Source organism: Psychrobacillus sp. NPDC093180 (genome assembly GCF_044754065.1).
Taxonomy (GTDB): domain Bacteria; phylum Bacillota; class Bacilli; order Bacillales_A; family Planococcaceae; genus Psychrobacillus.
On sequence record NZ_JBIVOJ010000005.1, the window covers coordinates 77712 to 100489 of the forward strand.

Below are 22778 nucleotides of genomic sequence, written 5' to 3' on the forward strand. Positions count from 1 at the left end.
GAGGCGGCGTGCATGGCATTTGAAGGATTAGCTGAGCGACTCCAAGGGACGCTTCAGAAAATCAAAGGTAAAGGAAAAATTTCTGAAGCAGATGTAAAAGAAATGATGAAAGATGTAAGACGTGCGTTAATTGAAGCGGATGTTAACTTGAAAGTCGTGAAAGAATTCGTCAAAAATGTATCCGAACGAGCAGTTGGTCAAGAAGTGATGAAAAGTTTAACTCCTGGCCAGCATGTCATTAAAATCGTTAAAGATGAATTAACGGAGTTAATGGGTGGGGAGCAAAGTCAGATTTCTTTTGCAACGAGACCTCCGACTGTCATTATGATGGTTGGGCTTCAAGGTGCAGGTAAAACGACTACTACCGGGAAGTTAGCAAACGTACTTCGAAAAAAATACAACAAAAAGCCTTTACTTGTTGCCGCGGATATTTATCGCCCGGCTGCAATAAAGCAGCTAGAAACGCTCGGAAAGCAGTTATCTTTACCGGTTTTTGCATTAGGGACAGATGTTTCACCTGTTGAAATTGTCAAACAGGCACTTGAACATGCAAAAGAAGAGCATCATGATGTTGTAATGATCGATACAGCAGGTCGACTTCATATTGACGAAACACTTATGCAGGAGCTAAAAGACATTCGTGCCATTAAAGAACCAGACGAAATCTTCTTGGTTGTCGATGCGATGACGGGACAAGATGCAGTCAATGTTGCGAATAATTTTAATGAAACTCTAGGTATCACAGGTGTTCTCTTAACGAAACTAGACGGGGACACTCGTGGTGGAGCGGCTTTATCTATTCGTTCCGTAACGCAAAAGCCTATTAAATTTGTCGGGATGGGCGAAAAGATGGATGCATTAGAAGCTTTCCACCCAGAACGTATGGCTTCTCGTATTTTAGGTATGGGAGATATGATGTCTCTAATCGAAAAAGCGCAAGCAAATGTAGACGAAGAAAAAGCGAAGGAATTAGAAGAAAAATTCCGTACGCAGTCTTTTACATTTGATGACTTTTTGGAGCAGCTTAGCCAAGTTAAACAAATGGGACCATTAGATGAAATTTTGAAGATGCTTCCAGGGGCAGGTAAGATTAAAGGGTTGGAAAATGCAAAAGTCGATGAAAAGCAAATGGATCGTGTAGAAGCCATTATTTACTCGATGACGGCAAAAGAAAAAACAACCCCTGAAATTATCAACGGTCCAAGAAAAAAACGAATTGCCAAAGGATCTGGAACAACGATTCAAGACGTAAACAGATTATTGAAGCAATTTGAAGACATGAAAAAAATGATGAAACAAATGACGAACATGCAACAAAAAGGAAAGAAAAAGATGAGAATGCCTGGTTTAGACTCACTTTTTAAGTAAAATTTCTAGAAAAAAATAAGGTGTTAAGAAAAAACACTTTACAAACAAATAAAAGCTTGATAATATACTATCTTGTGTGAAACTATTCGGAGGTGCAATAAAAATGGCAGTTAAAATTCGTTTAAAACGTATGGGAGCAAAAAAATCTCCTTTCTATCGTATTGTAGTAGCAGACTCTCGCTCACCACGTGATGGTCGTCAAATTGAAACAGTAGGTACTTACAACCCACTTACAAAACCAGCTGAAGTTAAAATTAACGAAGAATTAGCGTTAAAATGGCTTCAAGACGGTGCGAAACCATCTGATACAGTACGTAACTTGTTCTCAGAACAAGGAATTATGGAAAAATTCCATAACGCAAAAATCGGCAAATAATCGGAGGGGACAATGTGAAGCAGCTGATCGAAGCAATCGTTAAACCATTAGTTGATTATCCTGATAAAGTTCAAGTTGAAGAAGAGGAGAATGTAAACCGTATAGTTTATAAACTTTCTGTTCATCCTGAAGATATGGGGAAAGTAATTGGCAAACAAGGGCGAGTAGCAAAAGCCATTCGCACTATTGTTTACTCAGCAGCAGGCAGTCACCAAAAGAAAAAAACATATGTCGACATTCAAGATTAAGGGAGAACACTTTGTTCTTCCTTTTTTGATAGGAGGTAATAATAAATGGAATGGTTTAATGTTGGTAAAATTGTCAACACGCATGGTATTTGGGGAGAAGTTCGTGTTATTTCAACTACTGACTTTGCAGATGAACGCTATGAAGTAGGAAGTGAGCTTGGACTTTATAAAGCGGATGGATCTAAACCGATTATCGTCAAAGTGGCTAGTCATCGTAAGCACAAAAACTTTGATTTATTGACATTTGAAGGATATACATTATTAAAAGATGTAGAAGCTTTCAGAGATGCTGTATTGAAAGTATCGGAGAAGTATCTTTCGGATTTAGAAGAGAATGAATTTTATTACCATGAGATTATTGGCTGCTCGGTTGAATCATTGGAAGGTGAGGCAATCGGAACAGTTACAGAAATCATTCAAACCGGTGCTAATGACGTTTGGGCAGTTCAACCCGTAAAAGGGAAAACCCATTATATTCCGTATATCGAGGATGTTGTGAAATCGGTCGATATTGCAAATAAGAAAATTACGATTGACGTGTTGGATGGTTTATTATCATGATGAACATTCATATTCTTTCGCTTTTTCCGGAAATGTTTACGGGGGTTTTTAATTCCTCTATTTTGAAAAAAGCGCAGGAAAAAGAAGAAGTTGCGATAAATGTAGTTAATTTTCGAGAGTTTGCTGGGAATAAACATCACCAAGTAGATGATTATCCATACGGTGGAGGAGCCGGGATGGTGTTGAAGCCAGAACCCATTTTTAATGCAGTAGAGTCGCTTGTTCAGCATTCGGAACATAAACGTCGTATTATTCTTCTTTGCCCTCAAGGCGAGCGATTTACGCAGAAAAAAGCAGAAGAACTTGCAAAAGAAGAGGAACTTATCTTCATTTGTGGTCATTACGAAGGCTATGATGAGCGCATACGAGAGCATTTAGTGACAGATGAGATTTCCATTGGAGACTTTGTGCTTACCGGTGGAGAGCTAGCTGCAATGACTGTGGTGGATAGTGTTGTAAGACTATTACCGAATGTACTTGGAAAAGCTGCCTCACATGAACAAGATTCTTTTTCGACTGGACTATTAGAGCATCCGCATTATACTCGTCCGGTAGAATATCGCGGCTATAAAGTGCCGGATGTTTTATTGTCAGGTAATCATGCGGCCATTGATAAATGGAGAAGAGAACAGTCGCTGAAACGAACGGTAGAAAGACGACCTGATTTGTTAGACCAGGTTGAATTAAGTGATAAAGAAAAACAATTAATTAATGAATTAAAAAGCAAATTATAATTGCATGTAACAACTAGTTATGATATATTCTATTATGTACTTTTATGTGAAGTACTGATTTTGGGTGTTCCGCTGCAACAGTTAATGTGTGTAAGAGCATTCTAGAGAAGGAGAGAAAATGATGCAAAACATTATTGCAGAAATCACTAAAGAACAATTACGTACAGATCTTCCAACTTTCCGTCCTGGTGACACAGTTCGTGTACACGTTAAGGTAGTAGAGGGAACTCGTGAACGTATTCAAATGTACGAAGGTGTTGTAATTAAACGTCGTGGAGGCGGAATCAGCGAAACTTTCACAGTTCGTAAAATTTCTTCTGGCGTTGGTGTTGAACGTACATTCCCTGTACACACACCAAAAATTGCAAACTTAGAAGTTGTTCGTCGTGGTAAAGTTCGTCGTGCTAAATTGTACTACTTACGTGAACTACGCGGTAAAGCAGCTCGTATTAAAGAACGTCGCTAATAGTAAAAGTAAATGTTGTAGTGAAGGTGATGCCACTTTTGCTACAACATTTTTGCTTTTTAAAAGAAATGATGTCATTCTTTTTGCTTGAAACTAATTTTCCTTGTACAATATAGAGAGTGAATAAAGGAGGCAAATTGATGGAACAAGTAAAAAAAGAAAAGAATGAATTATGGGAATGGTCGAAAGCTCTTTTGATCGCTTTTGGACTCGCAGCAATAATTCGTTTCTTTTTATTTACACCAATTGTGGTAGATGGAGAATCGATGATGCCTACTTTAAAAAATGGCGATCGTATGGTTGTTAACAAAATTGGATATATGGTTGGCGGACCAGATCGTTACGATATAGTAGTATTTCATGCACCAGAACAAAAGAATTATATTAAACGAGTTATTGGTTTACCAGGTGATCATGTAGAATTTAAAAATGATCAATTATTTATCAATGGAAAAGAATTACCAGAACCATATTTAGAGGAATATAAAAGCGAACTTACTGAAGGAACGTTAACTGGTGACTTCACTTTGGAAGATATTACACAAGAAAATAAAATCCCCGAAGGATACATATTCGTAATGGGAGATAATCGTTTGTATAGTAAGGATAGCCGACATATTGGTCTCGTTAAGACAGACGAGGTAATCGGAAGTACAAATTTTGTATTTTGGCCTATGGATGATATTGGTTTTGTGAAGTAAAGAAGGTGGTACAAAAATGACGATTCAATGGTTTCCTGGTCATATGGCCAAAGCGAGAAGAGAAGTAACGGAAAACTTAAAACTAGTGGATATCATTTTTGAATTAATAGATGCACGTTTACCGTTGTCTTCAAGAAATCCGATGATTGATGAAGTAGTTCATCAAAAAACGAGATTGCTTATCCTTAACAAAATGGACATGGCAGATGAAGCGCAAACAAAAAAATGGATAGCTTATTTTGAGTCAAAAGGGCACCCTGCTGTCGCGATAAACTCTTTAGAGGGGAAAGGACTCCAAACAGTTTTCAAAGCCGCTAAAGAGCTTTTAAAGCCGAAATGGGATCGTATGAAAGACCGTGGCATTAAACCTCGTGCAATTAGAGCGATGATTGTCGGAATTCCGAATGTAGGGAAATCGACACTTATTAACCGATTTGCTAAGAAAAATATTGCTAGAACAGGTAATACGCCAGGCGTAACGAAAAAACAACAATGGATCAAAGTGGAAAGAGAAATTGAATTACTCGATACACCAGGTATTCTTTGGCCCAAGTTTGAGGATCAACAAGTTGGATATAAGTTAGCGCTCACAGGTGCGATTAAAGATGCGGTCATCAACATGGAAGACCTAGCTGTTTACGGACTTCGTTTCCTACAGGAGCATTATCCGAAGCGTATGGAAGAACGATATCAACTATCAGAGGTTAGCGAAGATTTAGTCGAAACGTTCGACCATATAGGAAAGCTGCGGAGATGTTACGCAGGTGGCGGAGAAATAGATTACGATCAAGTAGCAGAGTTAATTGTTCGTGACGTTCGCAGTCTCCATCTTGGTCGATTGACTTTCGATTTTGTAGAAGAATATTAATGCGAAAAATACCCTTCTTGCCATATGGTAAAAAGGGTTTTCTTGTTTTTAGGGCAGAGCGTCACATGGTGTGGTGACGGCTTCGAGACCAACATCCTCTTGATTCTACTGTTTAAATCCAGTAAATGGCAAAGGGCAACAGATTGCTAATGAAAGCAACCAAATCTATTCGGAAAGCAACTAAATTAGCGCGAGAGCAACCAAATTGACGATGAAAGCAGCCAATTTCTTAAAATAACAAGTTTACTTGGAATGAGACAAAGACAATAACAACGCATATTAATAAACATTGCGCGTTGGATTAAGAATGTTGCGCGAATGCCATACAATGTTGCGCGTTTCGATTATAACGTTGCGCATTTTTATTAGGCAAAAAATAAAGCGGGTACATTTGCCTTAGCGCGTCGAGCATCAGTCATGAGTCAAGCGAGAAACTAGCAGTCTTCGCTGTAGCTTGCAATGTTATATACCAACTAGTGAGAAAAACGAAAATATGTAAGCACTTTTTTAATTAAACGATAAATTAACCGATACATAATAGTAAGTAAGAGAAAGTAGATGTGAAAATGTTAAGTTTGAAAGAGATAAAAGAGAAATTAGAGCATGCAACCGGTTCAGAGACTTGGTTTACGGAGCTAGAAAGTGATACTAGAGTAGGTGCACAGAAATTAATTAGTAGCTGGAAAAGAAAGCAACAAAAGTTACTGTTAGAAAAACAAGCGCATGAAGAAAAGATATTATTTGATCGTAATTTTTGCGCAAACGAACATGATTTAGTAGCTGGAGTAGACGAAGCAGGAAGAGGACCATTAGCGGGACCTGTAGTAACAGCGGCTGTCATATTAAATACACAGGCTGAAGAATTGATCGGCTTAAACGATTCCAAGCAACTTTCCAGAGCAAAACGCAATGAACTAGCAAATATTATAAAAAACAATGCGATTAGTTATTTTATTCATTTTCAATCGGTTGAAATAATTGATGAATTAAATATTTACGAGGCAACAAAACAGTCGATGACGGAATCGGTCCTCCATTTACATAAACGTCCCTCTGTAGTGCTTGTTGACGCTATGAAGCTACCAATTGATATAGAGACACACTCCATTATTAAGGGAGATGCACAAAGTTTAGCGATTGCAGCGGCATCAATACTTGCTAAGACTGCCAGAGACGAGTATATGGATCAGTTACATGAAAAGTTTCCGCTTTATTTATTTAACAAACATGCAGGATATGGAACGAAAGAACATGTGGAGATGATTAAACAATACGGGCCCACTGAGCATCATCGAAAAACGTTTGAACCGATCAAGTCCATTTTAAAAATGAGGTGAATATATGACATCTCCATCTTTTTCAACTATTGGAGCACAGTCAACTCAAGCCGTTACAGCAGGTAAACAAATGCCGATGAAAGAAGGGCAAGTTGTACACGGAGTGATAAAAAAACTATATCCCAATCAAACGGCAGAGGTACAAATAGGCAATCAAAAAATCATTGCAAAGCTAGAAACACCTTTAAAAGCAGGAGATGCCCATTTTTTTCAAGTGTCGAAAGCATCTCCAGAAGTACAGCTAAAAGTAGTGACGGGTCCATTAACTGGAGGCAATACTTTAGCCCAACAAGCAACCCAGTTAATGCAGGCAATGAATTTAACGAAAACGAATGAGATGCAAGCGGTAACTCAATTTTTCTTGAAAGAGCAGTTACCTATCTCCAAAGAATTATTAATACAAGCGGAGCAGCTGTTAAAGCAACTGCCCCCAGGGACGTCGATTAAGGCAGCACTAGAAGGTATTCAAAAAATGACAGAATTAAAGCTGCCTATCACCCCAAGCATGTTAGAGACTGTTTTAAGTGGGAAATCCACGAGTGGGTTGCAGTCCTCCATCGAAAGCTTCAAACTCGCTTTACAACAAGATACGACTATTTCACAGGTTGTAAAAACGGATATGCAGCAAAGCTTACAGAAAATCGCAGAGCCTTTTCGCATGCCAGTAGCAGGTGCGATTATCGGAAAGCAACTAGAGATACTTCAAAATCAGCAAACAAGTAATTCGATGAGATTACCGATTTTACAAGCGTTAAAAGAAGCGGGAGTTTTACCAGCAGTTGCTTCTTTATCGAATCCAACACCTTTACTTAGCCAGCCTTCTTTACCAAATTCAGCGGGTCAATGGATGACGCAATTAGTAGAGGCGACTCCAACTGAAAAAGGGGTAGTTATGGAGCAACTCCGTAATTGGATAACTGCACAGCCATTATTGACAGTGGGGCAAAAAGAACAAGTATTATCTCTGATGAAAGAAAATAGCGAGGCTCAACCAATCCAAAATGCGCTTGTCAAAGTATTTGCGGAACAAAGCGGGCAGGCGATTTTTCGAGAAGATACAAATGGTTTAACTGCTAAAGACCATTTAGTTACGCTGCTCGGAAAAGGACAATCGACGGAAACTGTTAGTCAAATTTTACAACAAGTAAATACGCTGATTAAAAGTAACGCTAATAGTTTTAGTTCGCAATGGATGATGGAGTTCGAACAAGCCGTATTAAACCAATTGGATGGAAAAGCTTTTGAGCATGCGATGAAACAAGTGTTAAAATCACTTGGGTTTAGCTATGAAGCAAAACTAGGAACTAACAGCGAAGAAATAAGAAATATAGCGCATCAGTTAAAACCTCAATTAGTCGAATTGCTGCAAAATCATACAATCACTGCGTCCTTAAAAGAGAGCGCGGAGATGTTACTAGGACGAATGAACGGTTTGCAAATTTTGTCGGGAGAAAATGGCCCTCAGCATCAACTGCTCATGCAAGTGCCATTAGAATTTTTAGGGAAGAAAATGGATGCGACACTCGAGTGGAATGGTCGAATGAAAGAAGACGGGAAAATAGATTCTGATTTTGCGAGGATTATGTTTTATTTAAAATTGGAAACATTGGATGAGACGGTAGTAGATATGCAAGTGCAAAATAGGATAGTAACGATTAATGTTTTTAACAAGGATGCCCAGCTGCAACAGATTGCCAATGCATTTAAAAGTGCTTTAAAAGATGGCCTCTCATCGGTTGGATACACATTATCTGGTGTATTTATGAAAACTTTCGAAGAACAACAACTTGCATCAAAACTCCAGTCAAAAGTGGCTTCGAAACAATCGCAAGGAGTTGATATACGAATATGACAGAAGATAAACAAATCCGAAAAGAAGCAATTGCATTAAATTATAAACCTAGTGTAGTAGATGCTCCGACAGTAGTGGCAAAAGGAAAAGGTAAAATTGCGGAAAATATATTAGCGAAAGCAAAAGAGCATAATGTCCCTATCCAGCAAGATGCTAGTTTAGTAGAACTTCTTGGTCAACTGGATATCAATCAATCCATTCCGGAAGAGTTATATCAAGCGGTTGCAGAGGTATTCGCTTTTATATATAAGGTGGATCAGGAAAAAGGGAGCAATAATCTACTACTCTAATTTTTCGACTAAAAATCTGAATTTTTGATAATTTTATAAATGCTAGACTTTTGTGGACAAGTTGTGTCGGTTTTAATACAATGAATAAGGTAGTAAATTACTTGACACAAGTTTGATTGGAGGATGCAAGATGAATATCCATGAATATCAAGGGAAACAACTCCTCAGACAATATGGCGTAGCAGTTTCAAACGGAATTGTTGCTTTTTCACCTGAAGAGGCAGTAAAAGCGGCAAAAGAGTTAGGCTCAAGCGTTATTGTTGTTAAAGCTCAAATCCACGCAGGTGGACGAGGTAAAGCAGGCGGAGTAAAAATCGCAAAAAGTTTAGATGAAGTACGTGAATACGCGAAGGAACTTTTAGGGAAAGTGTTAGTAACACACCAAACAGGTCCAGAAGGTAAAGAAATTAAACGTTTACTAATCGAAGAAGGTAGCGATATTAAGAAGGAGTATTATGTAGGTTTAGTACTAGACCGTGCAACTTCTCGTGTAACATTAATGGGCTCTGAAGAGGGCGGTATGGACATCGAGGAAGTAGCTGCAAATACACCAGAAAAGCTTTTCTATGAAGAGATTGACCCTGTTGTAGGTTTGACAGGCTTCCAAGCTCGTCGCATGGCTTTTAATATGAACATTCCAGCAAAACTTGTTAATAAAGCAGCTAAATTTATGCTTGGCCTATACCAAGTATATAAAGAAAAAGATGCTTCTATCGTTGAGATCAATCCGTTAGTAGTAACTGCGGATGATAACGTTTTAGCGCTAGATGCAAAATTTAACTTCGACGCAAATGCTTTATATCGCCACAGCGATATTTTAGAAATGCGCGACTTTGATGAAGAAGATCCAAAAGAAATCGAAGCTTCTAAATACGACTTAAGCTATATTTCATTAGATGGAAACATCGGTTGTATGGTTAACGGAGCAGGACTTGCAATGGCTACAATGGATACAATTAGCTATTACGGCGGTTCACCCGCAAACTTCCTGGACGTTGGGGGCGGTGCTACAGCTGAAAAAGTAACGGAAGCATTTAAAATCATCCTTTCTGATGCAAACGTAAAAGGTATTTTCGTTAATATCTTCGGTGGTATTATGAAATGTGACGTTATCGCAGAAGGTGTTATTATTGCTGCGAAAGAAGTAGGTCTTTCAGTACCGTTAGTAGTACGTTTAGAAGGTACGAATGTTGATTTAGGTAAAAAATTATTAAATGAATCTGGCTTAAATATTATCGCTGCTGACTCAATGGCAGACGGTGCTCAAAAAATCGTTAATCTTGTAGGATAAGAAAGGCAGGGACATATTGTGGGCGTATATATTAATAAAGATACGAAAGTAATCGTTCAAGGAATTACGGGCTCAACTGCTCTTTTCCATACAAAACAAATGCTTGAATACGGTACGAAAATCGTTGCTGGGGTTACACCTGGTAAAGGTGGTACAGAAGTAGAAGGCGTTCCAGTTTTCAATACAGTAGAAGATGCTGTAAAAGCTACTGGTGCGAACGTTTCAGTAATCTATGTACCAGCTCCATTTGCTGCTGACGCTATTATGGAAGCGGTTGATGCGGAACTAGACATGACAATTTGTATTACTGAACATATTCCGGTACTTGACATGGTTAACGTAAAACGTTACATGGAAGGAAAGAAAACTCGTTTAGTAGGACCAAACTGCCCAGGTGTTATTACTGCTGATGAATGTAAAATTGGTATTATGCCAGGATATATTCATACTAAAGGACATGTAGGCGTTGTATCACGTTCAGGTACCCTTACTTATGAAGCGGTTCATCAATTAACTCAAGCTGGAATCGGTCAAACGACAGCTGTTGGTATTGGTGGAGACCCTGTTAACGGAACAAACTTTATCGACGTATTAACTGCGTTCAATGAAGATGAAGAAACATATGCAGTTGTAATGATTGGTGAAATCGGTGGTACTGCTGAGGAAGAAGCAGCAGCATGGATTAAAGCTAACATGAAAAAACCAGTAGTAGGATTTATTGGTGGTCAAACTGCTCCTGAAGGAAAACGTATGGGACATGCTGGAGCAATTATCTCTGGTGGTCAAGGTACGGCTGAAGGAAAAATCCAAGCGATGAAAGATGCAGGAATGAAAGTTGCTGCAACTCCATCAGTTATTGGTGATACTTTAATAGAAGCTATTAAAGAAGCAGGTCTTTACGACGCTTGTAAAACACATTAAGATAGTAGTACGGCACATCTTTTGGTGTTGCCGTACTATTTTTTATAGGAGGGAAGCAATGAAAGATGAACAATTCATACAACGATTTTTAGCTTTGCATTATGTATTTCCAGTTCCTTTAAACAAGATAAAACCTCTGCTTGAGTATGACCCTGAACTCACTCAATTAGAAACTATGAAGCCTTCTTTACTGGCAAGTATAGGTAAAATTTCGCAGAATCGAGCAATAAAATTGCGAGAAATGTACCTGAAATATGTAGATATCCCACTTCTGCAAATATACAAAAAACATTCTATATCCCCTATTATTTACACTAATCCCAATTATCCATCAAATCTATTAAACTTGTATGATCCACCGGCTGTTTTATATATAAAAGGTGATATAAATTTACTTTTAAATGATAAGAAACTTGCAATTATCGGTTCAAGAGAGGCATCCGAATACTCTAAAAGTAGTATTGAAAAAATTCTACCTCCATTAATACAAAATAATTTTGTCGTCGTTAGTGGACTAGCAAAAGGCGCAGATACATTAGCACATGAAATTACAATGCAATATGGTGGGAATACAATTGCTGTATTAGGCACTGGTTTTTTTCATGTGTATCCGAAACAAAATGAAAATCTAGCGCATAAAATGTCGAAAAACCAGCTGTTAGTAACGGAATATCCTCCGTATATAACGCCAAAAAAGTGGAATTTCCCTATGAGAAATCGAATTATTAGTGGATTGTCACAAGGTGTCGTTATTACAGAAGCAAAAGAAAAAAGTGGTACAGTTTCGACAATGGAGCATGCACTTGAAAACGGAAAAGAAATATTTGCGATCCCAGGGTCTATCTTTTCTCCCCTTTCCGCTGGCCCTCATCACCTTATACTAGAAGGGGCGAAGCCTGTTTGGGATGGCCATCAAATACTCGAAGAATTGCTCAAATAACAAACGAATAAAATAATTTAAAAATGAAAAGTCTTGCATTATTTATGAAACTGTTATACATTTTGCAACAGGTATTTGTTTTGAAGAATAAAGCGAGTTACCTTCTATAAGGAGGCAAATTTATGTCGGATTATTTAGTTATAGTAGAATCGCCAGCCAAAGCAAAAACGATTGAGCGATACCTTGGAAAAAAATATAAAGTAAAAGCATCGGTCGGTCATGTCCGCGATTTACCTAGAAGTCAAATGGGAGTCGACGTGGAAAATGACTATGAGCCAAAATATATTACGATACGAGGCAAAGGTCCTGTATTACAAGATTTAAAAAAAGCGGCAAAAAAAGCGAAGAAAGTATATCTCGCGGCTGACCCCGACAGAGAAGGAGAAGCGATTGCATGGCATTTAGCTAACTCCTTAAATGTTGATATAGAGTCAGACTGTCGCGTTGTTTTTAACGAAATTACTAAAGATGCGATTCTAGAATCCTTTAAGCATCCTAGACCGATTAATATGGATTTAGTAGATGCGCAACAAGCGAGAAGAATTTTAGATCGCCTGGTAGGTTACAATATAAGTCCTATACTATGGAAGAAAGTGAAAAAAGGTCTTTCAGCAGGCCGAGTTCAATCTGTTGCACTTCGATTGATCATTGACCGTGAAAACGAAATAAATAACTTTATCCCAGAAGAGTACTGGACGATCGAAGGGCAATTTGAAAAGGATAAAAAAGCATTTGATGCCCTTTACTATGGTACGGAAAAAGAAAAAGTAAAGCTGGCAAATGAACAAGAAGTAAAAGAAGTTCTAAGTGTCATGAAAGGCAAAAAATTCACAGTAACAAACGTTGTGAAAAAAGAACGAAAAAGAAATCCTGCACCTTCGTTTACAACTTCATCACTTCAACAAGAAGCGGCTCGTAAGTTAAACTTTAGAGCTAGAAAAACGATGATGCTTGCGCAGCAATTATACGAAGGTATTGACCTTGGTAAAAAAGAGGGTACTGTTGGTTTAATTACTTACATGAGAACAGACTCTACGCGAATTTCGGATACTGCTAAAGCAGATGCACAGGAATTCATTACAAAAGAATATGGTTCAGAGTTCATAGCACCGAAAAAAGTAGAAAAACAATCGAAAAAAGCACAAGATGCCCATGAAGCAGTGCGTCCCACAAGTGTTTTAAGAACACCAAATGAGTTGAAAGCGATTTTATCTCGAGACTTATTTCGTTTGTATAAACTAATTTGGGAACGATTCATCGCTAGTCAAATGGCACCTGCTATTTTAGATACAGTTGCAGTAGACTTGAAAAATGGAGAGGCCGTATTCCGTGCAAATGGTTCTCAAATAAAGTTCCCTGGTTTTATGAAAGTGTATGTAGAAGGTTCAGATGATCAAACAGACGACAAAGATAAACTCTTACCTGTTCTAGCTGTTGGGGATAAAGTAAGTGCCTTATCCATCGAACCAATACAGCATTTCACTCAACCACCTCCACGATATTCGGAAGCACGTCTCGTAAAAACTTTAGAAGAGCTAGGTATAGGTAGACCATCCACTTATGCACCGACACTTGATACGATTCAAAAAAGAGGATATGTTGCATTAGAAACAAAACGTTTCGTGCCTACCGAGCTTGGAACAATTGTGCATCAGCTTGTACTAGAATTCTTCCCAAACATTTTAAATATCGAATTTACCGTTCAAATGGAACAAGATTTAGATAGTATAGAAGATGGGCAAGTGAAATGGGTAGAAGTAATCGATGGTTTTTACAAGGACTTTGCAAAGCATGTAGAGCATGCAGATGCTGAAATGGAAAAGATCGTCATTAAAGATGAACCTACTGGAGAAGACTGTGAAGAATGTGGATCTCCAATGGTATACAAATTAGGACGTTACGGAAAATTTATGGCTTGTAGCAATTTCCCGGATTGTAGAAATACAAAAGCGATTATTAAGGAAATTGGAGTGCCATGTCCGTCATGTGAAACAGGACAAATCGTTGAACGTAAAAGTAAGACAAAACGATTATTCTACGGCTGCAACCAGTATCCAACATGTGAGTTTGTTTCTTGGGACAAGCCAATCAATCGACCATGTCCTAAATGTAATGCTATGCTAGTAGAGAAGAAATTGAAAAAAGGTATACAAATACAATGTGTTTCTTGTGATTATAAAGAAGATCCACAGAGTTAAAAGAAAGAAGGATACGACATGACTGAAATTGTAAACGTTATTGGTGGAGGGCTTGCTGGAAGTGAAGCAGCTTGGCAAATTGCAAAAAGAGGCGTAAAAGTACGTCTTTATGAAATGCGCCCTGTTAAACAAACACCAGCCCATCATACGGATAAATTCGCGGAGCTAGTATGCTCTAATTCTCTAAGAGCAAATAATTTAACGAATGCTGTAGGCGTTATTAAAGAAGAAATGCGTATGTTAGATTCACTTATTATTGATTCTGCTGATAATAGCAGCGTACCAGCTGGTGGTGCACTTGCAGTTGATCGCCATGATTTTGCTGGAAGAGTAACAGACGCAATTCGCAATCATCCATTGATCGAGGTAGTCAATGAGGAAGTAACAGAAATTCCTGAAGGTATTACTGTTATAGCAACCGGTCCTTTAACTTCTCCTGCTCTTGCAGAAAAAGTGAAAGAAATGACAGGGCAAGAATATTTATACTTCTACGATGCTGCTGCTCCGATCGTGGAAAAAGACAGCATTGATATGGACAAAGTATACTTGAAATCTCGTTATGATAAAGGGGAGGCAGCCTATTTAAACTGCCCGATGACAGAAGAGGAGTTCAATCGCTTTTATGATGCATTAGTAGCAGCAGAAGTAGTTCCTTTAAAAGAATTCGAAAAAGAAATTTATTTTGAAGGCTGTATGCCAGTAGAGGTAATGGCAGGGCGTGGTCGTAAAACATTATTATTCGGGCCGATGAAACCAGTAGGTCTAGAAGATCCGAAAACAGGCAAACGACCATATGCGGTTGTTCAGCTTAGACAAGATGATGCTGCTGGTACGCTTTATAATATCGTCGGCTTCCAAACGCATTTAAAATGGGGACCTCAAAAAGAAGTACTTAAGTTAATACCTGGTCTTGAAAATGTAGAAATCGTTCGATACGGTGTCATGCACCGGAATACGTTCATCAATTCGCCATTTGTTTTGCAACCAACATATCAGTTAAAAGCAAATCAAAATATTTTCTTTGCCGGTCAAATGACAGGTGTAGAAGGATATGTAGAGTCAGCTGGTAGCGGGTTACTCGCTGGTATCAATGCTGCGAAACTTGCAAAAGGGGAAGAACTAGTAGTGTTCCCAAGCGAAACAGCGCTCGGTAGTATGGCTAGATATATTACAGAGGCGGACTCGAAAAACTTCCAACCTATGAATATAAACTTTGGCTTGTTCCCAGAATTACAGCCAAAAGTAAGAGATAAAAAAGCTAGAACGGAACAATTAGCGAACAGAGCGCTTACGACAATTCAAAATTTTATGAAAAATACTGCAATATAATTGCTTTAAGCCTCTTAAAAGTTGTATACTTTTAGAGGCTTTTATTATGGAAAAGTAATGGAGTTGTTTTGTATGATTGAACCTGATAAATTACATACTTTTATAGCGTACATCCAATTAGAGAAAAATTATTCCAATCTAACCATCCGCGAATATGAAAATGATATAAAACAATTCATCCAATTTCTTGAAATAGAAGGAGTAAAAAATTTAAATGCTGTGGAGTATGTTCATACAAGATTGTATGTGACGAAATTATATGAAGAGCAGCTGGCAAGAACCACCATTTCACGGAAAATATCCGCAATAAGATCGTTCTATAAATTTTTGCATAGAGAGTACAATATTCGAGATGATGCTTTCCAATCGTTATACCATCCGAAGAAAGAAACAAAGCTGCCACATTTCTTTTACGAAGAAGAAATGGAGAAATTATTCGAAGCAAACAAGGCTTATGATCCATTATCTGTTCGCAATATTGCCATACTTGAACTGTTATATGCGACTGGAATAAGGGTAAGTGAACTTATATCGATCGAATTACGTCATGTAGATAGTAGTTACGGGGTCGTCCGCATAATGGGAAAGGGTAGAAAAGAACGGTATGTGCCTGTAGGAGACTTTGCGCTTTCTGCTGTAGAAGACTATGTGTTAAATAGTAGGCCCAAACTGATGAAGCATACGTCTCATTCCTTTTTATTTGTTAATAGCAGGGGAGAGCACTTAACAGCAGAGGGAGTTAGGTATATTTTAAATGGAATGATGGAGAAAGCATCCATGCATTCAACGATTTATCCACATATGCTGCGCCATACATTTGCCACTCATTTATTGAACAATGGGGCCGATTTAAGAAGTGTTCAAGAGTTATTAGGCCACGCACATCTTTCTTCTACTCAAGTATACACCCACGTAACGAAAGAACATTTACGAAAAACGTATATGAATGCTCACCCGCGAGCGTAAATGCAACAATATTAAGGTGAATTTGATATATTGGAGGTAATGATAAATGTCTAGTATTCATGCAACAACGATTTTTGCGGTTAGTCATAACGGTACTCATGCAATGGCAGGAGACGGGCAAGTTACATTAGGCAATCAAGTAGTAATGAAACATACAGCGAAAAAAGTAAGAAGATTATTTAACGGTCAGGTTGTAGCTGGATTTGCTGGATCTGTAGCGGATGCATTTACACTATTTGAAATGTTTGAAGGAAAGTTAATGGAGTATAATGGGAACCTTCAACGAGCAGCTGTTGAGCTTGCCAAGCAGTGGCGAGGAGACAAAATGCTAAGACAACTAGAGGCAATGCTATTAGTGATGGATAGTAAAAATCTATTGCTAGTGTCTGGTACTGGGGAAGTTATAGAACCAGATGATGGTATTCTTGCAATTGGATCTGGTGGAAATTATGCACTTGCTGCCGGTAGAGCATTAAAACAGTACGCTGGGGATAAAATGACTGCAAAAGAAATTGCAGTTGCTTCTTTAACCACTGCAGCTGACATTTGCGTATTTACGAATCATCAAATTATTGTGGAGGTATTAGGTGAATGAAAGAAACAAACTTAACCCCAAAACAAATCACAGAGCATTTAAATAGATACATTGTTGGTCAAGAAACTGCCAAAAAAGCGGTGGCAGTTGCACTTAGAAATCGTTATAGAAGACAATTGCTTGGCGAAGAGATGAGAAATGAAGTAATTCCTAAAAACATCTTAATGATTGGACCTACAGGTGTAGGGAAAACAGAAATTGCTAGAAGGATCGCCAAACTGACAAAAGCTCCTTTCGTAAAAGTGGAAGCAACTAAATTTACAGAAGTCGGATATGTCGGAAGAGACGTAGAATCGATGGTCAGGGATTTAGTTGAAGCAGCTATACGAATTGTAAAAGAAGAAAAGATGGAAGAAGTAAAAGATCAAGCAGTCCGCTTGGCAAATGATGCAATTGTTAAACTATTAGTTCCTTCCTTAAAGAAAAAGAATGGGAACCAAAATCCATTTGAAGCTCTTTTTGGTGGAAAAGCAGAAGATGAAAATTCTGATGTAGAAGATACAGATATACGTTTAAAACGCTCTCAAATTGCCGAAGATTTAAGAGACGGTAAACTTGAAGAGGAAATTGTAACAGTCGAGGTAACAGAAACAGCTCCTTCTATTTTTGACGCATTACAGGGCGGCGGAATGGAAAGCATGGGTATGAATATGCAAGATGCGTTTTCGAGCTTAATGCCTAAGAAAAAGAAGAAAAGAAAAATGAAAGTCAAAGATGCAAGGAAAGTTTTAGTTCAGGAAGAAGCGGGTAAGCTAATTGATAACGACGAGATTTCTCAAATTGCAATTGAAAAAACGGAACAATCCGGGATAATCTTTATCGACGAGATGGATAAGATTGCGAGTAAAAATGGAAGTAACTCTTCCGTGGATGTTTCTAGAGAGGGTGTTCAACGAGATATTTTACCTATTGTTGAAGGTTCCACTGTGACGACTAAATACGGAGCTGTGAAAACAGATTATATTTTGTTCATCGCTGCAGGTGCTTTCCATATGTCGAAGCCATCGGATCTTATTCCGGAATTGCAAGGTCGTTTTCCGATTCGTGTAGAGCTAGAGAAGCTAACAAAAGATGATTTCGTACGAATCTTAAAAGAGCCTCAACATTCTTTAGTGAAGCAGTACGAGGCATTACTTCAAACAGAAGGAGTAACAATTACGTTTTCAGACGAATCGATCGAACGTATTGGTGAAATCGCTTATGAAGTAAATCAGGAAACTGATAATATAGGAGCTAGAAGACTTCATACCATTTTGGAGAAAATTTTAGAGGAGCTTTCTTATGAAGCTTCTGACATTTCACCAGCCCATATTCAAATAACACCAGCTTATATCGACCAAAAACTTGACAATATTGTGAAAAATAAAGATTTATCGCAGTTTATACTGTAGAATGGAATACTGGGTGTTTTCAACGGAACAATTGAAAAACTTTAGAATATTAAAATAAATAATGGAACTACAATGGAGGATACAAAAATGAATTTATTAGACAAAACAAGAAAGATTAACTCGATGCTACAAGCATCTGCTGGGAAACCAGTTAACTTTAAAGAAATGGCAGCAACATTAAGTGATGTAATTGAATGTAACGCATTCATCGTAAGCAGAAAAGGTAAATTACTTGGATTTGAAGTACATCAACAAATTGAGAATGAGCGCATGATTAAAATGATGGAAGAACGTCAATTCCCTGAAGATTATACAAAGAACTTATTTTCTGTTAACGAAACATCATCTAATTTAGATGTATACAGTCAACATTCTGTATTCCCAGAGGAAAATCGTGACCTATTTAAAGACGGGTTAACAACAATCGTTCCAATCATCGGTGGAGGAGAGCGTCTAGGGACATTAATCTTAGGTCGTTTAAAACAAGAATTCCATGATGATGATTTAATCCTTGGAGAATATGGCGCTACTGTTGTTGGTATGGAAATCCTACGTGAAAAATCGGAAGAAATCGAAGAAGAAGCACGTAGTAAAGCAGTCGTTCAAATGGCGATTAATTCATTGTCTTATAGCGAATTAGAAGCTATTGAGCATATTTTTGAAGAACTAGATGGCAACGAAGGATTACTAGTTGCTTCTAAAATTGCAGACCGCGTAGGTATCACTCGTTCTGTAATCGTAAATGCACTACGTAAACTTGAAAGTGCTGGTGTAATCGAATCTAGATCATTAGGAATGAAAGGAACTTATATCAAAGTTCTTAATGACAAATTCCTTGCTGAATTAGCTCAATTAAAAATGAAATAATAAATAAGACAAATCAGCCTCTTCTACTTAATAGGTAGGAGAGGCTTTTTTTGTGGAGGTTTATAAGTTTCGTAAAATACAAATGAGCTTATACAGTTTAGCATTCTGTAGGATAGTTATCGGTGTCTCAAACCAAGTAAACTTGCTATTTTTAGAAATAGTTGCTTTCAGGAATAAATTGGTTGCTCTCACTAATAAATTGGTTGCTCGCAATGATTGATTGATTGCTCTTAGCCATTATTTGGATACAAGTTTAGCGAGATTCTTCTCATTATAGTGAGACTTCCCTACGATCGGCATCTCCGTATTAAGAACTATCTTTTTAATAGGTAGTTTTTTTATCCTCTAATAGGGTAGACAATAAGATACATTATTTCGACTATTCTATTAAATCAAACGTTAAGTTTTTGTGAAAAATGATACTTTTTGATTGATTTTTGGAGGTAATCTATGCAAAAATTAACAATTGTGAAGAACCGACAATAAAAAGTCGAAAGTTAGCGAAAAAAAGGACAAACGACCTATTAAAACGGCGTAAATTGAATAGACACAATGTAACGTTTTCATTACAATTAGATTATTATGATTTTCATAGATTCTTATTATAAAAAAGATACAAGAGCAAAATGAGGTGAAATAGTTGGGGATATTTGGCGGAACAATATCAAATTTGGAAAGAGGATTAGCTTTCTCTGCTGCGAAACAAAAAACAATTGCGCAAAATATAGCAAATGTTGACACACCGAATTACAAAGCGAAAAGTGTGAGCTTTAATGAATTTTTATCAGAAGCCAAAAAAAGTACTATTTCTGCCACTCGAACAGAACAGAAGCATATGAATTTTAGCATGGAAGCTAGTACTTCTGGAGTGTTTGACTATAAAAATTTTAGATACAGCAACAATGGAAATGGAGTAGACATGGACAAAGAACAAGCGAACCTTGCGACCAATCAGCTTTACTATAATGCACTTGTAGATCGTGTGAGCGGGAAAATGAACACGCTCCAAACAGTTATTAAAGGAGGAAGCAGATAATGTCGATTTTTCATGGGATGAATACAACTGCTTCCGCTCTAACGGCTCAACGCCTACGTATGGATGTGATTTCTTCTAATATTGCAAACGTTGACACCACAAGGGCGAAATTTGTCGATGGTGAGTGGCAAGCATATAGAAGAAAGACAGTCACACTACAACCGCAAGAAGGGAAATTTTCGAATTTCTTAAACGTAGCGATGGGGACGGCAAATAAAGATAGTGTTGGACATGGGGTAAAAGTATCAAAAATCAACGAAGATACAGAAACACCATTCAAATTAGTATTTGATCCGACGCATATCGACGCGAATGAGGAAGGGTATGTAGAAATGCCTAATGTAGACCCTTTAAAAGAAATGGTTGACTTAATATCAGCCACCCGCTCATATGAAGCGAATGTCACTGTTTTTAATGCGAATAAAGCAATGTTGTCGAAAGCATTAGAAATCGGAAAATAAAAAGAAAGAAGGTCTAAACGAATATGGCGATTGAATCTATTTCATTATTTAATCCTTCCCAAATAAATCCTGTTTCTACAACTTCAAAGATAAGCTCCGCAGAAGCACAAGAAAAATTTGGCGATTTTTTGAAAAGCGCAATTGACTCTGTAAATGCAAATCAAAAAGCTTCTGATGTTGCAACAGAAAAATTAATCCGTGGAGAGAATATAGAATTGCATGATGTAATGATTGCTTCACAAAAAGCAAGTATTACATTGAACGCAACTTTAGAAATTCGAAACAAAGTGATTGAAGCGTATCAAGAAATCATGCGAATGCCAGTATAAACTCTCGGTTATCGCTAAATATCGAGCAAAATATTCACCATAACCGGAGGATACAAATGAATGAGCGTATAAAAAAAATGACAAGTGATATAACCCTCTTTTGGAAAAGTCGAACGAAGACACAAAAGGGGATCATGATAGGTAGTGTAATTGGGGTTATTTTAATGGCTGCTATACTTACCTATTTTTTAACAAGAACAGAATTCGTTCCACTTTATTCCGATGTTTCACCTGCTGAGATAGGGCGCATAAAAGAAACATTGGATGCACAAGGAGTGCCAAATCAGATTGCAGCGGGTGGAACTTCGATTTCCGTTCCTGCTGAACAAGTAGATGGATTATTAGTTCAACTAGCAGCAGAAGGTTTTCCTCAATCAGGAATGATTGACTATAGTTTCTTTTCTCAAAATGCTGGTTTTGGTATGACAGACAATGAATTTAATGTACTAAAATTAGCGTCTATGCAAACGGAACTAGCTAATCTGATAAAAGGTGTAAAAGGAATCAAAGATGCCCAAGTAATGATTACATTACCAGAAGAAAGTGTGTTTTTAACACAAAGCAATGAAGCTGCAAGTGCTGCAATCATATTAAATACGGAACCTGGATATCAATTTACAGAATCACAAATCACGTCTTTATATAACTTAGTTTCCAAATCCGTTCCGAATTTATCTACAGAAGATATTACGATCAGAAATCAGTATTTAGAGTATTTTGATATGAAACAAGCTGGTAGTGGCGCAGGTGGGACAACTGTAACGGATCAAATGACGATTAAAAAGACCGTTGAGCGCGACTTACAAAGACAAGTACAGACGATGCTAGGCACTTTAATGGGCCAAGACAAAGTAGTCGTTTCTGTCACAACAGATATCGATTTCCAACAGGAAAATAGAGAAGAAAATTTAGTACTGCCTGTAGATGAAGAAAATATGGCGGGTATTGAAATCAGTGCGCAACGTATTTCGGAAACATTCACAGGAAACAACCCGGTTGCAGGGGGGACGCCACAAGCAGAAGATGCTACAGATAATTTCACCAACTATGTAGAAGGCTCTAATGCTAATGGTGACTACGAAAGAACCGAAGACATGATCAATAGTGAAGTAAACAGAATTCGAAAAGAAATTGTTGAAAGTCCTTATAAAATTAGAGATATCGGTATTCAAGTAATGGTGGAACCGCCTAATCCTGAGGATGCTGCCTCTATGCCTACTGGTGTCGAAGGAGATATTGAACAAATTCTTGCAACGATTATTCGAACTTCGATTGATAAAGAAGAAGCAGGAGAATTAACGGAAGCCCAGCTAGAAGAAAAAATTGTAGTATCTGTTCAACCATTTAACGGTAAATCTGTAGCGACTACAGAAACTACCTCTAAAATTCCTTGGTGGGTGTACGTTATAGGTGGAATTTCACTTGCAGCAATTATCCTCCTTTTAATCTTGCTCGTTCGTTCTAGAAGAAAAGAAGAGGAAGAACAAGTGATACTTGAAGAGCAAAGAGAAGAATTGAGAATTGATGATATTAATGATGAAAAAGAAACGGAAGCTAGCTTAAGACGAAAACAACTAGAAAAAATGGCGAAAGACAAGCCAGAAGATTTCGCGAAATTGTTACGTACTTGGATAGCCGAAGATTAACTTTATT

General features: G+C 37.7%; 24 protein-coding genes. All 24 read left to right on the forward strand.

Features of this window, described 5'->3' with window-relative positions; genetic code table 11:
* Positions 1 to 12 precede the first annotated feature (12 nt).
* The 24 genes from ffh to fliF all read left to right on the forward strand — a co-directional run bounded on the left by ffh (position 13) and on the right by fliF (position 22771).
* Positions 13 to 1368, forward strand: coding sequence for a signal recognition particle protein (gene ffh / locus ACIP9W_RS08895; RefSeq protein ID WP_400788325.1), 1356 nt, complete (start codon positions 13 to 15; stop codon positions 1366 to 1368).
* A gap of 103 nt (positions 1369 to 1471) precedes the next feature.
* Positions 1472 to 1744, forward strand: coding sequence for a 30S ribosomal protein S16 (rpsP, locus tag ACIP9W_RS08900; RefSeq protein WP_142537740.1), 273 nt, complete (start codon positions 1472 to 1474; stop codon positions 1742 to 1744).
* Between the two features lie 14 nt (positions 1745 to 1758).
* Positions 1759 to 1992, forward strand: coding sequence for a KH domain-containing protein (locus ACIP9W_RS08905; RefSeq protein WP_093263322.1), 234 nt, complete (start codon positions 1759 to 1761; stop codon positions 1990 to 1992).
* A gap of 45 nt (positions 1993 to 2037) precedes the next feature.
* Positions 2038 to 2553 carry a ribosome maturation factor RimM gene (gene rimM / locus ACIP9W_RS08910; RefSeq protein WP_400788328.1) on the forward strand — a complete coding sequence of 172 codons (516 nt, stop codon included), beginning with the start codon at positions 2038 to 2040 and terminating at the stop codon, positions 2551 to 2553.
* Positions 2553 to 3287, forward strand: coding sequence for a tRNA (guanosine(37)-N1)-methyltransferase TrmD (gene trmD, locus ACIP9W_RS08915; RefSeq protein WP_282246309.1), 735 nt, complete (start codon positions 2553 to 2555; stop codon positions 3285 to 3287). Before rimM ends, trmD begins: the two co-directional genes overlap by 1 nt.
* Positions 3288 to 3408: 121 nt before the next feature.
* Positions 3409 to 3753 (forward strand): 50S ribosomal protein L19, encoded by a 345-nt coding sequence (rplS, locus tag ACIP9W_RS08920; RefSeq protein WP_142537742.1) that lies wholly within the window; start codon positions 3409 to 3411, stop codon positions 3751 to 3753.
* Positions 3754 to 3893: 140 nt separating this feature from the next.
* On the forward strand, positions 3894 to 4454 hold the full coding sequence (gene lepB, locus ACIP9W_RS08925; RefSeq protein ID WP_282245427.1) for a signal peptidase I: 561 nt from the start codon (positions 3894 to 3896) through the stop codon (positions 4452 to 4454).
* Between the two features lie 16 nt (positions 4455 to 4470).
* On the forward strand, positions 4471 to 5322 hold the full coding sequence (gene ylqF, locus ACIP9W_RS08930; protein WP_400788330.1) for a ribosome biogenesis GTPase YlqF: 852 nt from the start codon (positions 4471 to 4473) through the stop codon (positions 5320 to 5322).
* A gap of 566 nt (positions 5323 to 5888) precedes the next feature.
* Positions 5889 to 6659, forward strand: coding sequence for a ribonuclease HII (locus ACIP9W_RS08935; RefSeq protein WP_400788755.1), 771 nt, complete (start codon positions 5889 to 5891; stop codon positions 6657 to 6659).
* 4 nt (positions 6660 to 6663) lie between these two features.
* Entirely contained in the window at positions 6664 to 8511 is a 1848-nt protein-coding gene (locus tag ACIP9W_RS08940) for a hypothetical protein (RefSeq protein WP_400788333.1), read from the forward strand.
* Positions 8508 to 8801, forward strand: a complete 294-nt coding sequence (locus ACIP9W_RS08945) for an EscU/YscU/HrcU family type III secretion system export apparatus switch protein (RefSeq protein ID WP_400788336.1) — start codon at positions 8508 to 8510, stop codon at positions 8799 to 8801. The genes ACIP9W_RS08940 and ACIP9W_RS08945 overlap by 4 nt, the downstream gene beginning before the upstream one ends.
* Positions 8802 to 8931: 130 nt before the next feature.
* Positions 8932 to 10092: an ADP-forming succinate--CoA ligase subunit beta gene (gene sucC, locus ACIP9W_RS08950; RefSeq protein ID WP_282245419.1), complete on the forward strand. Its 1161-nt coding sequence runs from the start codon at positions 8932 to 8934 to the stop codon at positions 10090 to 10092.
* 18 nt (positions 10093 to 10110) lie between these two features.
* Positions 10111 to 11013, forward strand: a complete 903-nt coding sequence (gene sucD, locus ACIP9W_RS08955; protein ID WP_400788338.1) for a succinate--CoA ligase subunit alpha — start codon at positions 10111 to 10113, stop codon at positions 11011 to 11013.
* Between the two features lie 58 nt (positions 11014 to 11071).
* A complete protein-coding gene (dprA, locus tag ACIP9W_RS08960) occupies positions 11072 to 11953 on the forward strand; it encodes a DNA-processing protein DprA (protein ID WP_400788341.1) in 882 nt (293 codons plus the stop codon).
* A gap of 122 nt (positions 11954 to 12075) precedes the next feature.
* Positions 12076 to 14151, forward strand: coding sequence for a type I DNA topoisomerase (gene topA, locus ACIP9W_RS08965; RefSeq protein ID WP_400788343.1), 2076 nt, complete (start codon positions 12076 to 12078; stop codon positions 14149 to 14151).
* Between the two features lie 18 nt (positions 14152 to 14169).
* Positions 14170 to 15480, forward strand: a complete 1311-nt coding sequence (trmFO, locus tag ACIP9W_RS08970; RefSeq protein ID WP_282245412.1) for an FADH(2)-oxidizing methylenetetrahydrofolate--tRNA-(uracil(54)-C(5))-methyltransferase TrmFO — start codon at positions 14170 to 14172, stop codon at positions 15478 to 15480.
* Between the two features lie 72 nt (positions 15481 to 15552).
* On the forward strand, positions 15553 to 16446 hold the full coding sequence (xerC, locus tag ACIP9W_RS08975) for a tyrosine recombinase XerC (protein ID WP_400788345.1): 894 nt from the start codon (positions 15553 to 15555) through the stop codon (positions 16444 to 16446).
* Between the two features lie 46 nt (positions 16447 to 16492).
* Entirely contained in the window at positions 16493 to 17041 is a 549-nt protein-coding gene (hslV, locus tag ACIP9W_RS08980; protein ID WP_142537753.1) for an ATP-dependent protease subunit HslV, read from the forward strand.
* Complete coding sequence (gene hslU / locus ACIP9W_RS08985) at positions 17038 to 18432, forward strand: ATP-dependent protease ATPase subunit HslU (RefSeq protein WP_400788346.1); 1395 nt, start codon at positions 17038 to 17040, stop codon at positions 18430 to 18432. Before hslV ends, hslU begins: the two co-directional genes overlap by 4 nt.
* 87 nt (positions 18433 to 18519) lie before the next feature.
* The gene (codY, locus tag ACIP9W_RS08990) at positions 18520 to 19299 is read left to right on the forward strand and encodes a GTP-sensing pleiotropic transcriptional regulator CodY (protein ID WP_282245402.1); all 780 of its coding nucleotides are present in this window, start codon (positions 18520 to 18522) and stop codon (positions 19297 to 19299) included.
* A gap of 640 nt (positions 19300 to 19939) precedes the next feature.
* On the forward strand, positions 19940 to 20335 hold the full coding sequence (gene flgB / locus ACIP9W_RS08995) for a flagellar basal body rod protein FlgB (protein WP_400788348.1): 396 nt from the start codon (positions 19940 to 19942) through the stop codon (positions 20333 to 20335).
* Positions 20335 to 20796 (forward strand): flagellar basal body rod protein FlgC, encoded by a 462-nt coding sequence (flgC, locus tag ACIP9W_RS09000; protein WP_400788350.1) that lies wholly within the window; start codon positions 20335 to 20337, stop codon positions 20794 to 20796. The genes flgB and flgC overlap by 1 nt, the downstream gene beginning before the upstream one ends.
* Positions 20797 to 20819: 23 nt before the next feature.
* The gene (fliE, locus tag ACIP9W_RS09005; RefSeq protein ID WP_282245396.1) at positions 20820 to 21125 is read left to right on the forward strand and encodes a flagellar hook-basal body complex protein FliE; all 306 of its coding nucleotides are present in this window, start codon (positions 20820 to 20822) and stop codon (positions 21123 to 21125) included.
* A gap of 56 nt (positions 21126 to 21181) precedes the next feature.
* Complete coding sequence (fliF, locus tag ACIP9W_RS09010; protein WP_400788353.1) at positions 21182 to 22771, forward strand: flagellar basal-body MS-ring/collar protein FliF; 1590 nt, start codon at positions 21182 to 21184, stop codon at positions 22769 to 22771.
* Positions 22772 to 22778: the final 7 nt, after the last annotated feature.

What these genes read in the sequence shown, in the direction of transcription:
- hslU (WP_400788346.1), top strand. Translation starts at nt 17,038, where the DNA reads ATGAAAGAAACAAACTTAACCCCAAAACAAATCACAGAGCATTTAAAT.
- ACIP9W_RS08935 (WP_400788755.1), top strand. Translation starts at nt 5,889, where the DNA reads ATGTTAAGTTTGAAAGAGATAAAAGAGAAATTAGAGCATGCAACCGGT.
- rplS (WP_142537742.1), top strand. Translation starts at nt 3,409, where the DNA reads ATGCAAAACATTATTGCAGAAATCACTAAAGAACAATTACGTACAGAT.
- ffh (WP_400788325.1), top strand. Translation starts at nt 13, where the DNA reads ATGGCATTTGAAGGATTAGCTGAGCGACTCCAAGGGACGCTTCAGAAA.
- trmFO (WP_282245412.1), top strand. Translation starts at nt 14,170, where the DNA reads ATGACTGAAATTGTAAACGTTATTGGTGGAGGGCTTGCTGGAAGTGAA.
- lepB (WP_282245427.1), top strand. Translation starts at nt 3,894, where the DNA reads ATGGAACAAGTAAAAAAAGAAAAGAATGAATTATGGGAATGGTCGAAA.
- xerC (WP_400788345.1), top strand. Translation starts at nt 15,553, where the DNA reads ATGATTGAACCTGATAAATTACATACTTTTATAGCGTACATCCAATTA.
- rpsP (WP_142537740.1), top strand. Translation starts at nt 1,472, where the DNA reads ATGGCAGTTAAAATTCGTTTAAAACGTATGGGAGCAAAAAAATCTCCT.
- codY (WP_282245402.1), top strand. Translation starts at nt 18,520, where the DNA reads ATGAATTTATTAGACAAAACAAGAAAGATTAACTCGATGCTACAAGCA.
- sucC (WP_282245419.1), top strand. Translation starts at nt 8,932, where the DNA reads ATGAATATCCATGAATATCAAGGGAAACAACTCCTCAGACAATATGGC.
- flgC (WP_400788350.1), top strand. Translation starts at nt 20,335, where the DNA reads ATGTCGATTTTTCATGGGATGAATACAACTGCTTCCGCTCTAACGGCT.
- topA (WP_400788343.1), top strand. Translation starts at nt 12,076, where the DNA reads ATGTCGGATTATTTAGTTATAGTAGAATCGCCAGCCAAAGCAAAAACG.
- fliE (WP_282245396.1), top strand. Translation starts at nt 20,820, where the DNA reads ATGGCGATTGAATCTATTTCATTATTTAATCCTTCCCAAATAAATCCT.
- trmD (WP_282246309.1), top strand. Translation starts at nt 2,553, where the DNA reads ATGAACATTCATATTCTTTCGCTTTTTCCGGAAATGTTTACGGGGGTT.
- fliF (WP_400788353.1), top strand. Translation starts at nt 21,182, where the DNA reads ATGAATGAGCGTATAAAAAAAATGACAAGTGATATAACCCTCTTTTGG.
- rimM (WP_400788328.1), top strand. Translation starts at nt 2,038, where the DNA reads ATGGAATGGTTTAATGTTGGTAAAATTGTCAACACGCATGGTATTTGG.
- ACIP9W_RS08940 (WP_400788333.1), top strand. Translation starts at nt 6,664, where the DNA reads ATGACATCTCCATCTTTTTCAACTATTGGAGCACAGTCAACTCAAGCC.
- ACIP9W_RS08945 (WP_400788336.1), top strand. Translation starts at nt 8,508, where the DNA reads ATGACAGAAGATAAACAAATCCGAAAAGAAGCAATTGCATTAAATTAT.
- ylqF (WP_400788330.1), top strand. Translation starts at nt 4,471, where the DNA reads ATGACGATTCAATGGTTTCCTGGTCATATGGCCAAAGCGAGAAGAGAA.
- dprA (WP_400788341.1), top strand. Translation starts at nt 11,072, where the DNA reads ATGAAAGATGAACAATTCATACAACGATTTTTAGCTTTGCATTATGTA.
- hslV (WP_142537753.1), top strand. Translation starts at nt 16,493, where the DNA reads ATGTCTAGTATTCATGCAACAACGATTTTTGCGGTTAGTCATAACGGT.